Annotated in this window: 6 protein-coding genes and 1 tRNA gene; 3 read left to right on the top strand and 4 right to left on the bottom strand. The window is 66.7% G+C overall.

All coding sequences use genetic code 11. The features are described from left to right. Positions 1-194 precede the first annotated feature (194 nt). The gene (gene rpoC, locus O5O43_RS04480; RefSeq protein ID WP_271085715.1) at positions 195-4,388 is read right to left on the bottom strand and encodes a DNA-directed RNA polymerase subunit beta'; all 4,194 of its coding nucleotides are present in this window, start codon (positions 4,386-4,388) and stop codon (positions 195-197) included. Positions 4,389-4,482: 94 nt separating this feature from the next. After that, positions 4,483-8,598 carry a DNA-directed RNA polymerase subunit beta gene (rpoB, locus tag O5O43_RS04475; RefSeq protein WP_271085714.1) on the bottom strand — a complete coding sequence of 1,372 codons (4,116 nt, stop codon included), beginning with the start codon at positions 8,596-8,598 and terminating at the stop codon, positions 4,483-4,485. A gap of 329 nt (positions 8,599-8,927) precedes the next feature. Here rpoB and O5O43_RS04470 point away from each other — a divergent pair, with 329 nt between their 5' ends. The 3 genes from O5O43_RS04470 (at position 8,928) to O5O43_RS04460 (ending at position 13,633) form a co-directional block, all read left to right on the top strand. Beyond that, on the top strand, positions 8,928-9,440 hold the full coding sequence (locus O5O43_RS04470; protein WP_271085713.1) for an FKBP-type peptidyl-prolyl cis-trans isomerase: 513 nt from the start codon (positions 8,928-8,930) through the stop codon (positions 9,438-9,440). Positions 9,441-9,701: 261 nt separating this feature from the next. Further along, complete coding sequence (locus O5O43_RS04465) at positions 9,702-11,636, top strand: peptidase M61 (protein ID WP_271085712.1); 1,935 nt, start codon at positions 9,702-9,704, stop codon at positions 11,634-11,636. Between the two features lie 230 nt (positions 11,637-11,866). Continuing rightward, positions 11,867-13,633, top strand: a complete 1,767-nt coding sequence (locus tag O5O43_RS04460; protein WP_271085711.1) for a patatin-like phospholipase family protein — start codon at positions 11,867-11,869, stop codon at positions 13,631-13,633. 143 nt (positions 13,634-13,776) lie between these two features. Here O5O43_RS04460 and O5O43_RS04455 read toward each other — a convergent pair. Then, a tRNA-His gene (locus tag O5O43_RS04455) sits at positions 13,777-13,853 on the bottom strand. Positions 13,854-14,073: 220 nt separating this feature from the next. After that, the gene (locus tag O5O43_RS04450) at positions 14,074-14,796 is read right to left on the bottom strand and encodes a TonB family protein (protein ID WP_271085710.1); all 723 of its coding nucleotides are present in this window, start codon (positions 14,794-14,796) and stop codon (positions 14,074-14,076) included. Between the last annotated feature and the right edge of the window lies 1 nt (position 14,797).

The following is a 14,797-nucleotide window of genomic DNA, read 5'->3' as shown; positions in this document are numbered from 1 at the left end:
GGCGGTCGCCTAGAGAGTGGCTGCCGCGACGAGGCTCAGGGCGATCCATGCGCCCGTCGCATCCGTATCCTGCTCGTGCGGCCGCTCCCTCCGTTGCACGGCAAAGGTGTGCGTGCGGACGTGACGTCCGCACTCCAGACAAAAAGGGCCCGGATCGCTCCGGGCCCTCTTCAGTCTTCAGCTGATGAAAGCGATCACTCGCTCTCGGCCAGCTCCAGCTGCAGGTCGGCCGGCAGGGGCTCGACCGCCGCTTCGCGGTTGTTGGTCAGCACAGCGTCACGCTCGTTGGCGATCTTCTGCAGCGACCGCAGGTAGGCGCCCGTACCGGCCGGGATCAGGCGGCCGACGATGACGTTTTCCTTCAAGCCTTCCAGCGTGTCCTTCTTGCCGTTGACCGAGGCGTCGGTGAGGACGCGGGTGGTCTCCTGGAACGACGCCGCCGAGATGAAGCTGCGGGTCTGCAGCGACGCCTTGGTGATGCCGAGCAGGACCGGCTGCGTGGTGGCGATCCGGCCGCCGCGCTTCTCGACCTTGTCGTTCTCGAGCTGGGCCTCGGCGACCTCGACCGTGTCGCCACGGATCAGGGTCGTCTCGCCCGAGTCGATGATCTCGACCTTCTGCAGCATCTGGCGAACGATCACCTCGATGTGCTTGTCGTTGATCGGCACGCCCTGCAGTCGGTAGACCTCCTGCACTTCGTTGACGAGGTACTCGGCCAGCGCCTCGACGCCCTGGATGCGCAGCAGATCGTGCGGATCCGGGTTGCCGTCGATGATGTAGTCGCCCTTCTGGATCAGATCGCCGTCGTGGACGGAGATGTGCTTGCCCTTGGGGATCAGGAACTCGACCGGTTCGCCCTGGTTGCCATCGGCATCCGGCTCCGGCGTGATCTTGATGCGACGCTTGTTCTTGTAGTCGCGGCCGAATTCGACGCGGCCATCCATCTCGGCGATGACCGCGCAGTCCTTCGGACGACGGGCTTCGAACAGCTCGGCCACCCGCGGCAGACCGCCGGTGATGTCGCGCGTCTTGGCGCCTTCGGTCGGGATACGGGCCAGGATCTCGCCGGGCTTCACCTCGTCGCCGTTGGCGACCGACAGAATGGCCCCCACCGGCAGCAGGTAACGGGCGTCGGAGCCCGAGGCCAGCTTGGCGTAGGTGTCGCCGGTCGTGATGCCCATGGCCGGACGCAGGTCCGAACCACGCGGCGAGGCGCGCCAGTCGATGACGACGCGCTGGGCGATGCCCGTCGCTTCGTCGGTTTCCTCGCGGAACGACAGGCCCTCGGTCAAGTCCTCGAAGCGGACGACGCCGCCCACTTCGGTGATGATCGGGGTGGTGTATGGGTCCCACTCGGCCAGACGCTGGTTCTTGGCGACGGTGTCGCCCTCCTTGACGCGGATGCGGCCGCCGTACGGGATCTTGTACGACTCGCGGTCCTTGCCATCGACGGCGATGGTGACGACTACGTTGCGGCTCATCGACACCAGGTCGCCGTGGGCGCCGGTGACGGTGGGGCCCGCGACCTTGATCACGCCGGCGTTGGTCGCCTCGTAGAACGAGGTTTCCGCCACCTGGGCCGTACCGCCGATGTGGAAGGTCCGCATCGTCAGCTGGGTGCCCGGCTCGCCGATCGACTGGGCGGCGATGACGCCGACCGCTTCGCCGATGTTGACGTTGGTGCCGCGCGCCAGGTCGCGGCCATAGCACATGCCGCAGATGCCGGCTTCGGCCTCACAGGTCAGGGCCGAACGGACCTTGACCGACTGGACGCCCTCGCGGTCGATGACCTCGACCACGTCCTCCACCAGATAGGTGTCGGCCGGGAACAGGACGGTGTCGGTGCCCGGAGCCTTGATGTCCTCGGCGTTGTAGCGACCCAGGACGCGTTGACCCAACGAGACCAGGACGTCGCCGCCCTCGACCACGGCGCGCAGGGTGATGCCCCGCGTGGAACCGCAGTTGTCCTCGGTGACGATCGAGTCCTGCGCCACGTCCACCAGACGGCGGGTCAGGTAACCCGAGTTGGCGGTCTTCAGCGCGGTGTCGGCCAGGCCCTTGCGGGCGCCGTGGGTGGAGTTGAAGTACTCCAGAACGGTCAGGCCTTCCTTGAAGTTCGAGACGATAGGGGTCTCGATGATCTCGCCGGACGGCTTGGCCATCAGGCCGCGCATCCCGCCGAGTTGCTTCATCTGGGCCTGCGAACCGCGGGCGCCGGAGTTGGCCATCATGTAGACCGAGTTGATCTCGGCGGTACGACCCGAGGCTAGGACGCGCGGCTGCGCGATCTCGCCCATCATCTCGTCGGCGACCCGGTCCGTGGCCTTGGCCCAGGCGTCGACGACCTTGTTGTACTTCTCGCCCTTGGTGATCAGGCCGTCGGCGTACTGCTGCTCGTATTCCTCGACCAGGGTGCGGGTGGCGTCGACGATCTCGGTCTTCTTGGCCGGGATCACGATGTCGTCCTTGCCGAACGAAATGCCGGCCTTGGCGGCCTCCTTGAAGCCCAAACCCATCATCTGGTCGGCGAAGATGACCGTCGCCTTCTGACCGCAGTGGCGATAGACCACGTCGATCAGGTTGCCGATTTCCTTCTTGGTCAGGTTCTTCTCGAGCAGGCGGTAGCCCACGTTCGGGTTCTTCGGCAGCAGGGCGCCCAGCTTCATGCGGCCCGGCGTCGAGTCGATGACCTTGGTCACCTCCTCACCAGCAGCATTCAGCTCGGTCCAGCGGGCCTTGATCCGCGTGTGCAGGGTCACCACGCCGGCGTCGAGCGCGGCGTCGATCTCGCCCATGTTGGCGAACAGCTTGCCTTCGCCCGGCTCACCGTCCTTGACCAGCGAGATGTAGTACAGCCCCAGGACGATGTCCTGCGACGGCACGATGATCGGCTTGCCGTTGGCGGGCGAGAGGATGTTGTTCGTCGACATCATCAGGACGCGCGCTTCCAGCTGGGCCTCGAGACTCAGCGGGACGTGCACGGCCATCTGGTCGCCGTCGAAGTCGGCGTTGAACGCGGCGCAGACCAGCGGGTGCAGCTGGATGGCCTTGCCCTCGATCAGCTTCGGCTCGAACGCCTGGATGCCCAGACGGTGGAGCGTCGGCGCGCGGTTCAGCATGACCGGGTGCTCGCGGATCACCTCTTCGAGGATGTCCCACACCTGCGGCTGTTCACGCTCGACCATGCGCTTGGACTGCTTGACGGTGCCCGACAGGCCCTTGGCGTCCAGACGCGCATAGATGAATGGCTTGAACAGCTCGAGCGCCATCTTCTTGGGCAGACCGCACTCGTGCAGCTTCAGGTCCGGACCCACGACGATGACCGAACGACCCGAGTAGTCCACGCGCTTGCCGAGCAGGTTCTGACGGAAGCGACCCTGCTTGCCCTTCAGCATGTCGGCCAGCGACTTCAGCGGACGCTTGTTGGCGCCCGTGATCACGCGGCCGCGGCGGCCGTTGTCGAACAGGGCGTCGACGGATTCCTGCAGCATCCGCTTTTCGTTGCGGATGATGATGTCCGGCGCGCGCAGCTCGATCAGGCGCTTCAGGCGGTTGTTCCGGTTGATGACCCGGCGATACAGGTCGTTCAGGTCGGACGTGGCGAAGCGGCCGCCGTCCAGCGGCACCAGCGGACGCAGCTCCGGCGGGATGACCGGGACGACCGTCAGGATCATCCACTCGGGCTTGTTGCCGCTCTCGAGGAAGGCCTCGATCAGCTTCAGGCGCTTGGAGGCCTTCTTGGCCTTCATTTCCGAAGGGCTGTCGGCGAGTTCGCCGCGGTGCTTTTCGGCTTCCGCGTGCAGGTCGATGCCCATCAGCAGGTTGCGCACGGCCTCGGCGCCGATCTCGGCGGTGAAGCCGTCATCGCCGAACTCGTCCTGGTAGCGGTAGAACTCGTCTTCCGTCAGCAGCTGGTTCTGCTTCAGCGGGGTCAGGCCCGGCTCGGTGACGATGTAGTTCTCGAAGTAGAGCACGCGCTCGACGTCCTTCAGCGCCATGTCCAGCATCAGCGAGATGCGCGACGGCAGCGACTTCAGGAACCAGATGTGGGCGACCGGCGAGGCCAGTTCGATGTGACCCATCCGCTCGCGCCGAACGCGGGCCAGGGTGACCTCGACGCCGCACTTCTCGCAGATGATGCCCTTGTATTTCATGCGCTTGTACTTGCCGCACAAGCATTCGTAGTCCTTGGTCGGGCCAAAGATACGGGCGCAGAACAGGCCGTCACGCTCGGGCTTGAACGTGCGGTAGTTGATGGTCTCGGGCTTCTTGATCTCGCCGAACGACCACGAGCGGATCTTTTCGGGAGACGCGAGAGCGATCTTGATCTGGTCGAAGGTCGGGGTGACCGGGACCGCGTTGAAGATGTTCAGGACTTCCTGGTTCATCTTGTTTTCCTTCTGCGGCGGGGGCCGCGAAAAATATCGAAAAGTGGAGAGAGCGAGGGCCCCCTCCCCGCCTTGGCGGGGAGGGCTAGACCGGTCAGCTGTTCTCCAGCTCCACGTTCAGACCCAGCGAACGCATTTCCTTGATGAGAACGTTGAAGCTCTCGGGAATGCCGGCCTCGAAGCTGTCGTCGCCGCGGACGATGGCCTCGTAGACCTTGGTCCGGCCGGCCACGTCATCGGACTTCACCGTCAGCATCTCCTGCAGGGTGTAGGCGGCGCCGTAGGCTTCCAGAGCCCACACCTCCATCTCCCCGAAGCGCTGACCGCCGAACTGCGCCTTGCCGCCCAACGGCTGCTGGGTGACCAGCGAGTACGGGCCGATGGAGCGGGCGTGGATCTTGTCGTCGACCAGGTGGTGCAGCTTCAGCATGTAGATGTAGCCGACCGTGACCGGACGCTTGAACTGCTCGCCGGTCTGACCGTCATAGACGATCGACTGGCCCGACCGCTCCAGACCGGCCTTCTCCAGCAGGTCCTCGATGTCCGAGATGTGCGCGCCGTCGAACACCGGGGTGGCGAACGGAACGCCCTTGGACAGGTTCTGCGCCAGCTCGACCAGATCCTCTTCGTCCTGCGGCAGCGGGGTGTCCGCGCCGTAGATGCCCGAGAGATGGTCGATCAGCGCCTGCTTCTGGCCGCCGCCCTGCCAGGCTTCCAGCAGGCCCTGGATCTGACGACCCAGGCCGGCGGAGGCCCAACCCAGGTGGGTCTCGAAGATCTGGCCGATGTTCATGCGCGACGGCACGCCCAGCGGGTTCAGAACGACGTCGACCGAGGTCCCGTCTTCCAGGTGCGGCATGTCCTCGATCGGCAGGATCTTGGAGATGACGCCCTTGTTGCCGTGACGGCCGGCCATCTTGTCGCCGGGCTGAAGCTTGCGCTTCACGGCCACGAAGACCTTGACCATCTTCATCACGCCCGGCGGCAGTTCATCGCCGCGTTGCAGCTTCTCGACCTTGTCTTCGAAGCGACGATCCAGAGCCTTGCGCTGGTCCTCGAAGGCCTTCTTCATGGCCTCCAGCTCGCCCATGGCCTTCTCGTCGTCCAGCGCGATCTGCCACCACAGGCCGCGCGACAGTTCGCCCAGCTTGGCTTCGGTGACTTCACCGCGACCCAGGCCCTTCGGACCCGAGACGGCGTTCTTGCCGGTCAGCAGCGGACGCAGGCGACCGTAGACGTTGCGCTCCAGGATCGCGAGTTCGTCGTCCCGGTCCTTGCCCAGACGTTCGATCTCGTCGCGCTCGATCGACATGGCGCGCTCGTCCTTGTCGACGCCGTGGCGGTTGAACACGCGCACGTCGACGATGGTGCCGGCGACGCCGGGCGGCAGGCGCAGGGAGGTGTCGCGGACGTCCGAAGCCTTCTCGCCGAAGATGGCGCGCAGCAGCTTCTCTTCCGGGGTCATCGGGCTTTCGCCCTTCGGCGTCACCTTGCCGACCAGGATGTCACCCGGCTGGACTTCGGCGCCGATGGCCACGATGCCGGCCTCGTCGAGGTTGCGCAGGGCTTCCTCGCCGACGTTCGGGATGTCGCGGGTGATTTCTTCCGGCCCGAGCTTCGTATCCCGCGCCATCACTTCGAATTCCTCGAGGTGGATGGAGGTGAAGACGTCGTCGCGCACGATGCGCTCCGAGATCAGGATGGAGTCCTCGAAGTTGTAGCCGTTCCAGGGCATGAAGGCGACGAGCGCGTTCCGGCCCAGGGCCAGTTCGCCCAGGTCCGTCGATGGGCCGTCGGCGATCACGTCGCCGGCCTTCACCTCATCGCCCACGCGCACGATCGGGCGCTGGTTGATGCAGGTCGACTGGTTCGAACGCTGGAACTTCGACAGGCGATAGATGTCGACGCCCGAACGGCCGGCGTCCTGCTCGTTCGTGGCGCGAACCACGATGCGGGTGCCGTCGATCTGCTCGACCACGCCGTCGCGGCGAGCCACGACCACGGCGCCCGAGTCACGGGCGACCACGGCCTCCATGCCGGTGCCGACCAGCGGCGCGTCCGACTGGACCAGAGGCACGGCCTGACGCTGCATGTTCGCGCCCATCAGTGCGCGGTTGGCGTCGTCGTTTTCCAGGAACGGGATCAGGGCGGCGGCGACCGAAACGACCTGCTTCGGCGACACGTCCATCATGTCGACGTCGGCCTTGGTCAGCAGCTGGGATTCGCCGTTGATCCGGCCGGGGACCAGGTCCTCGACGATCTGGCCGTCCTTCAGCTCGATGTTCGCCTGGGCGATCGTGTACTTCGACTCCTCCATGGCCGAGATGTAGACCACCTCGCCCTGGGCCTTGCCGTCCTTCACACGCCGGTAGGGGCTCTCGATGAAGCCGTACTTGTTCACGCGGGCGTGGGTCGCCAGCGAGTTGATCAGGCCGATGTTCGGGCCTTCCGGCGTCTCGATCGGGCAGATGCGGCCATAGTGGGTCGGGTGAACGTCGCGGACCTCGAAGCCGGCGCGCTCACGGGTCAGACCGCCCGGGCCAAGCGCCGAAAGGCGGCGCTTGTGGGTGATCTCCGACAGCGGGTTCGTCTGGTCCATGAACTGCGACAGCTGCGACGAGCCGAAGAATTCGCGCACCGAGGCGGCGGCCGGCTTGGCGTTGATCAGGTCGTGCGGCATCACCGTGTCGATATCGACCGACGACATGCGCTCCTTGATCGCGCGCTCCATGCGCAGCAGGCCCACGCGGTACTGGTTTTCCAGCAGCTCGCCGACCGAACGGACCCGGCGGTTGCCCAGGTTGTCGATGTCGTCGATCTCGCCGCGGCCGTCCTTCAGGCCGACGAGGATCTGCAGGACCTTCAGCACGTCGTCTTTCTGCAGGACGCGGATTTCGTCCGAAACCTCGGGGGTCTCCAGACGCATGTTCATCTTGACCCGGCCCACGGCCGACAGGTCGTAGCGCTCGCTGTCGAAGAACAGCGAGTTGAACATGGCCTCGGCGGCTTCCGGGGTCGGCGGCTCGCCCGGACGCATCACGCGATAGACGTCGAACAGGGCGTCCTCGCGGCCGGTGTTCTTGTCCACGCGCAGGGTGTTGCGCATGTAGGCGCCGACCGTGACGTGGTCGATGTCCAGCACGTCGATGGTGGTGAAGCCCTTGGACTCCAGCAGTTCGATCGTCGGGGCGTCCAGCTCGTCGCCGGCCTCGGCGTAGATTTCGCCGGTCTCGTAGTTCACGGCGTCGGCGGCCAGGTAGCGGGTCACCAGGGCGTCGGCGGCCAGCGACAGCGACTTGGTCGTGTCGCCCAGCTTCTTGGCGGCGCGGGCCGAGATCTTCTGGCCGGCCGAGGCGACGACTTCACCCGTGTCGGCGTCGATCAGATCGAACTCCGGCTTCACGCCTCTCCAGCGTTCGGCCTTGTACGGCGTGACCCAGCCTTCGCCGCGCTTCTCGTAGGGAACGGTCTCGTAGAAGGTGCGCAGGATCTCCTCGCCGTCCATGCCCAGGGCATAGAGGAAGGTGGTCGCCGGCAACTTGCGGCGACGGTCGATACGCACGAACACCACGTCCTTGGCGTCGAACTCGAAGTCCAGCCAAGAGCCGCGGTACGGGATCACGCGGGCGGCGAACAGCAGCTTGCCCGACGAGTGGGTCTTGCCCTTGTCGTGGTCGAAGAAGACGCCCGGCGAACGGTGCATCTGCGAAACGATCACCCGCTCGGTGCCGTTGACGATGAAGGTCCCCTTGTCGGTCATCAGGGGGATGTCCCCCATGTAGACGTCCTGCTCCTTGATGTCCTTGACCGAGCGCGCGCCCGTCTCCTCATCCGCCTCGAAGACGATCAGGCGCAGCTTGACCTTCAGCGGCGCGGCATAGGTCATGTCGCGCTGGATGCACTCCTCGACATCGTACTTCGGGTCCTCGAACTCGTAGGACACGTATTCCAGCACGGCGCGTTCGTTGAAGTCCTTGATCGGGAAGACCGACTTGAAGACCGCCTCGATGCCCTGGTCGCGGCGTTGGCCCGGACGGACCTCGCGCTGCAGGAACTGTTCGTAGGAGGCGCGCTGAACCTCGATCAGGTTCGGCATCTCGACCGCCTCGGGGATGCGCCCGAAGGATTTGCGGATGCGCTTCTTGCCGGTGAAGGTCGTGGCGGAAGCGATCTGACCGTTGATGGCGAGACCGTTCAGGACGTCAGTCATTCTGTTTTCCCATGGCGCTCGTCCGGGGAGACGGGCGTGAAATGCAGCAGCCACGGCCATGCGAGCGGAGCATGCCGTGACAATCGGTTTCGGCCTCCACCCTCGACGCGCCGGAGCGGTCAGGAGGCCTGAAATCTGAGAAGCTCCCTGGGGAAGGAGCCACGCCTTCGCTCGGTCGGAGGGCGACGGACCGGGCCTCGGCGCTTTCGCGCAGACTCATCTGAGCTGTTGCGGAGAGCGGACATATACGCGCTTCTCCGGCGAAATAAAGGCCCGCATACGATTTCCGCCGACTTCGCAAGCGGTTTTTCTTCGGCTAGCGTCCGGGCATGAAAATCATCCCCACCTTCGTGGCCGCATCCCTGTCGGCGCTGGCTCTCGCCGCCTGCGCCACCGCCCCTGAGCCCGCGCCCGTCGTCGATCCGAACGCTCATTCGACGCCAGCCGAATACGAGGCCGGTCAGGCCGCCTACCTGTCCTGGAACGGCGCCGGTCGCGGCTGGACCACCACCGAGTCGGGCCTGCAATACCGCCGCGAAGGCCGCGCCCATCCCGAGGGCCGCCAGCCGACCGAGACCGACACCGTCCGCGTCCACTACGAGGGGACCTTCATCGACGGCCGCAAGTTCGACTCATCCTATGACCGGGGCGAGCCGGCCGAGTTCCCCCTGAACCGCGTCATCAAGGGCTGGACCGAAGGCGTCGCCCTCATGCACGTCGGCGAAACCTTCTACTTCGCCATCCCCGCCTCGCTCGGCTACGGCGACCGCTGGGTCGGCGGCGACGAACTCCCGCCCAACTCGACCCTGCTGTTCAAGGTCGAACTTCTGGAAGTGAAGTAAGCCTATCATCCCTCTCCCCTTGCGGGAGAGGGAAGCCGCATACGGCGGCGAGATCCGTCGTCCTTGTGCGGTCGGGTGAGAGGTCGCACCGGCGGTCCGTGCAGGCTGAGCGGGCGCCGGCTCCGGCCGTCGGCGTAACCCCTCATCCGACCTCGCACCGCTCGGCCACCGTCTCCCGCAAGGGGAGAAGGACGCGCTTTGACTTGACGAAATGTCGCACCCGGCGCTGTCTGCGCGCCTGTTCATTTCCCGGTGCCCTCCATGAAGCGTCTCGCCGTCTCCGCCTCCCTCGCGGTTCTCCTGTTCGCGTCCGCCCCGGCCTTGGCCCAGACCGCCCCCGTGGTCCCGCCGACGCCCCAGACCATCCCCGCCGCCGTCGATCGCGCCTGGCCCGGCGTCATCCATCTCGACGTCGACGCCACCGACCTCAACCGCCGCATCTATCGCGTCCGCGAGACCATTCCGGTCGAGGGCCCCGGCCCCCTCACCCTCTTCTTCCCGCAGTGGCTCCCCGGCGAGCATGGCCCCACCGGCCCGATCAATCAGCTGGGCGGCCTGATCTTCACCGCCAACGGCCAGCGCGTCGAATGGGTGCGTGACGCGCTCCAGCCCTGGGCCTTCCACGTCGTCGTCCCCGCCGGCGCCACCGAACTGGTCGCCGAGTTCCAGCACCTGTCGCCGACGACCGGCGCCCAAGGGCGCATCACGATGACCGGCGAGATGCTGAACATCCAGTGGGAGAAGATGCTGCTCTATCCCGCCGGTCGCTATCACCGGAACATCACCATGCAGGCCTCGGTCACCCTGCCCGAGGGTTGGAAATACGGCACGGCCCTTCGTCCCGCCGGCGCGGCGACCGGGGATACGACCACCTTCCAGCCCGTGCCGCTCGACGTCCTCGTCGACAGCCCGATGTTCGCGGGCGAGCACTATCGCCAGATCGACCTCGACCCCGGCGGCCGCTCGCCGGTGATGCTCAACATCGTCGCCGACGCCGAAAGCCACATCGCCCCCACCGACGACCAGATCGGCATCCTGCGCTCCATGGTCCAGCAGGCCGACCGCCTGTTCGGCGCCCGCCACTACGACCACTACGACTTCCTCGTCGCCATGACCGACCGCATAGGCGGCATCGGCCTGGAGCATCACCGCAGTTCGGAGAACAGCGTCGACCCGGCCTTCTTCACCGAATGGGAGAGCCAGCTCGGCGACCGCGACCTCCTCAGCCACGAATACACCCACTCTTGGGACGGCAAATACCGGCGCCCCGCCGGTCAGGACGTCGCCAACTACAACGTCCCGCTGCAGAACGAACTGCTCTGGGTCTACGAGGGCCAGACCCAGTTCTGGGGCAAGGTCCTCGCCGCCCGTTCGGGCCTGCACAGCCGCCAGCAGGCGCTGGACGCCCTCGCTCTGGACGCCGCGACCTATGACAACACCGTCGGCCGCGAATGGCGGGCGATGCAGGACACGGTCAACGACCCCATCATCACCCAGCGCCGACCGATCGGCTGGCGCTCCTGGCAGCGCAGCGAAGACTACTATGTCGAGGGCCAGCTGATCTGGCTCGACGCCGACACCCTGATCCGCGAGCGCACCAATGGTCGCAAGTCCCTCGACGACTTCGCCCGCGCCTTCTTCGGCCTCAACGACGGCGCCTACGACGAGGCCCCCTACTCGTTCGAGACCGTCGTCGAGACCCTGAACGGCGTCGTGGAATACGACTGGGCGACCTTCCTGCGCACTCGCCTGGACGGCCACGGCCCGGGCGCCCCGCTCGACGGCCTCACGCGCGGCGGCTACCGCCTCGTCTACACCGACACCATGAGCGACTATCAGAAGACGCTGTACGGCAACTACGGCCGCAACGACTTCACCTATTCGCTGGGCATCGTCACCGGGGCCGACAACACCATCGGCAGCGTCCTGTGGAACAGCCCGGCCTTCCAGCAGGAGCTGGCCGTGGGCATGCAGATCATCGCCGTCAACGGGGAGGCCGCCTCCGCCGCCAACCTCCGCGCCGCCATCACGGCCGCCAAGGGCACGGACGAGAAGATCGAGCTGATCGTCCGCGACAACAGCCACTACCGCACGGTCGTCTTCGACTACCACGAGGGCCTGAAATACCCCCACCTGGAGCGCATCGAAGGCACGCCGGACCGACTTGGGGACCTGTACACGGCGAGAAGGCGCTGATCGCCTCCCTCTCCCCTTGCGGGAGAGGGACATCGCGCACGACGGCGCAGCCGTCGTCCTGGCGCGATCGGGTGAGGGGTCACTCAAGCGTCCAACGAAAGGCCGCCTACGCCACCAGCGCCGAGCCCCTCATCCGACTTCGCTTCGCTCAGCCACCTTCTCCCGCAAGGGGAGAGGACGGTCTCCACCCCTTGCCCCCCGCCCTGTCCCGTCGCTAAATCCACCCCAGCATGAGCCACTCCCGCCACGACAATCTCGAAGCGGCTCTGGCGCGGGTTTTCCAGGATCAGAACACCAAGGCCAGCTGGTTCGCCCTGACCGGCGGCGAGCTCCTGTTCTCGGCCGGGGACGAGCCGGACAGCCTCTATCTGGTTCGCTCGGGCCGGCTCGGCGTCTTCCGTCAGGACGAGGACCAGCCGCCCCAGTTCCTCGGCGTCATCAAGCCGGGAGAACCCGTCGGCGAGATGGCCCTGATCGCCGGCACGCCCCATTCCGCCAGCGTCGTGGCGCTCCGCGATTCCGAGATCCTCGCCCTTCCGCGCGAGGTCTTCTTCGAGGCCGTCCGCACCCAGCCCGACGTCATGATCGAGCTGTCGCGCCTGATGCTGCACCGCGCCCGCGAACGCGCCCCGGGCGTGACCGAACCCAGCGTCTTTGGCTTTATCTCCGTGCGCGGCCGTCCCATCCGCCCCTTCGTCGACCGCGTCGCCGCCGCCGTGGAAGCCCAGGGCAAGACTTGCCAGGTCATCGACCATTCGGCCCTGTCTTCGGTCTCGGAGTGGTTCTCCCGCATGGAGGACACCCATGATTTCGTCCTCTACGTCGCCGAACTGGACGAACCCTCCTGGGCCAACCTCTGCGCCCGTCAGGTCGACCGGCTGTTCCTGGTCGGCGATGCCCTGACGGTCCCGCCGTCCAACATCCCCATCCGCACAGCCCACGGCCTGCAGCAGTTCACCGATTTGATCCTGCTGCGCGACCGGCGCATGCGCCGCCCGGCCAACACATCGGTCTGGCTGAACCAGGTCAATCCCGGCCGCTGGTTCCACGCCATCGAGGGCGACGCCGCCGACGCCTCCCGCATGGCCCGCATCGTCACCGGCACGGCTATCGGTCTGGTCTTGTCGGGCGGCGGGGCCAGGGCCTATGCCCACATCGGCGCCGTGCGCGCCCTGCACGAGGCGGGCGTCAGGTTCGACTTTCTGGGCGGATCCTCCATGGGGGCCGTGATCGCCGCCGGCCCGGCGCTGGGCTGGACCGACGAGGAGCTCGACGCCCGCATTCGCACCGCCTTCGTGCGCTCGGATCCCCTGTCGGATCTCGCCTTCCCGATCATCGCCATGACCCGCGCCGGCAAGGTCGCGGGACTGCTGCAGGACGCCTATGGCGAGATCGACATCGCCGACATGCCCCTGCCCTTCTTCGCCTGTTCGTCAAATCTGACGAGCGGTCGGATCGAGGTGCATCGCCGGGGCCTTCTGCGCCGGGCCATGCGCGCCTCCATCTCCATCCCCGGAGTCATGCCGCCCGTAGTGATTGACGGCCAGGTCCTGGTCGACGGGGCGGTGCTGAAGAATTTCCCGACCGAGGTCATGCGCCAGATGAACTCCGGCCCCATCGTCGGCGTGGACATGTCCCAGACGCGGGGCGTCGATCCGGCGACCCTCGCCAATCCGCCGTCCTGGTGGCGCTGGATCGCCACAGGAGCCTGGAAGAAGGGCCCGCCGATCGTCTCGGTCCTGATGCGTTCGGCGACCATCACCACGGACGCCGACCTGGAGGCCTCGCGGGCCGAGGCGGATCTGCTGATCCTGCCCGAACCCGAGGGCTCCGATATCCGCGACTGGAAGGTCTACGAGCCCGTGGTCGAGGCCGGGCATGCCGCGGCTGTCACGGCCCTCTCCGAACTGGACGGCCCCATCGAGACCCTTCGCCAACGGCCCGACGTCACCGCCTCGCCGCTGGACCAGGGCGCCGCCGGAATCGACGCGGCCTGACGCCCCCGCGCCGTCTGAGGTTAGAGCCCGACGTTGCCGCCGCAGCCATGGACGGCGCCCGCGGACTGACCGCCCTGATATCGGACGCGCTGGCCCTCACGCCGCAAGCGCAGGGCCGGTGTCGATGTCCATGGGGGAAGGAATGGTACCACCTCTCAGGCTTGAACTGAGGACCTCCGGTTCCACAAACCGGCGCTCTAACCAACTGAGCTAAGGTGGCACAGCGCCCCAAGGGGGCGACGCGAGCCGCGTTCTCTAGCGGCGCCGCGTGCGACGATCAAGGCCAGTCGGAGCCCTCTGGTCGATCTGGCGAAGAAAAACATCGCTCTCCCCTGCCGGCCTGGTTTCCGCCCGTCTGGTCCCGCTTGGCGAAGCTCGAACGAAAAACGCCCCGAGGTTTCCCTCGGGGCGCATTCCTTGGTCCGCGTTCGGGCCGATCCTCAGTCCGGCAGGTTGAACCTGACGGTGAAGCGAACCGTGCCCCCGGTGGCCACGCCATCGACCGAACGGGGCGACAGGCGGGCGCTGCGGGCTGCAGCCAGGGCGGCGCGACCGAAGCCGGCGCCCGACGGCGTTTCCGAGACGACCGAGCATCCGGAGACGCTGCCGTTCGGATTGACGGTGCAGCTCAGATCGGCGCTGCCCGAGAGGCCACGCTCGAGAGCGCGATCCGGGTAGGTCGGGCGGGGCTGAGAGGCCCAGCTCGGGTTCGTGATCACAGGCGGGCGAACCGGAGCCGGCGGGGCCGGCGGCGGCGGAGGTCCGGGGACGATGACGGGCGGACCCGTGTATTCGACCCGGTCTTCCTTCTTCGTCGGCTCGATCGGCAGGGTGATCGGCGGCGGAGGCGCCTGGGTGTTGATGACCGGCGGACGGACCTGCAGCTTCGGCGGCGGCGGGGTGTCCGGCGGAGGCGGAGGCGGCGGAGGCGGCGGCGGAGGCGGCGGGATCGGTTCGACGATCTCGACGTCCACGGCGTCGTCCGAATACTCCTGCATGCGCAATTCGAACCGGGTCTTCTGGAGGTAGAAGATCATGATCGCGAACAGCACGGTCACGACGCCCAGGGCGATCAGCCAGATGTGCGGCGCGACCCCCATGAAGCCCTTCTTGCGAGGGGCGTCATAGCGACTGCGGTGATACTCAACGGGAGCGTCAGTCATG

Source organism: Brevundimonas sp. NIBR11 (assembly GCF_027912535.1).
Taxonomy (GTDB): Bacteria; Pseudomonadota; Alphaproteobacteria; order Caulobacterales; family Caulobacteraceae; genus Brevundimonas.
This window is presented reverse-complemented; position numbering and strand designations above follow the sequence as displayed.

Excerpts from the sequence above, each read along its gene's own strand:
- rpoC (WP_271085715.1), bottom strand. The coding sequence starts at position 4,388 with ATGAACCAGGAAGTCCTGAACATCTTCAACGCGGTCCCGGTCACCCCG.
- rpoB (WP_271085714.1), bottom strand. The coding sequence starts at position 8,598 with ATGACTGACGTCCTGAACGGTCTCGCCATCAACGGTCAGATCGCTTCC.
- O5O43_RS04470 (WP_271085713.1), top strand. The coding sequence starts at position 8,928 with ATGAAAATCATCCCCACCTTCGTGGCCGCATCCCTGTCGGCGCTGGCT.
- O5O43_RS04465 (WP_271085712.1), top strand. The coding sequence starts at position 9,702 with ATGAAGCGTCTCGCCGTCTCCGCCTCCCTCGCGGTTCTCCTGTTCGCG.
- O5O43_RS04460 (WP_271085711.1), top strand. The coding sequence starts at position 11,867 with ATGAGCCACTCCCGCCACGACAATCTCGAAGCGGCTCTGGCGCGGGTT.
- O5O43_RS04450 (WP_271085710.1), bottom strand. The coding sequence starts at position 14,796 with ATGACTGACGCTCCCGTTGAGTATCACCGCAGTCGCTATGACGCCCCT.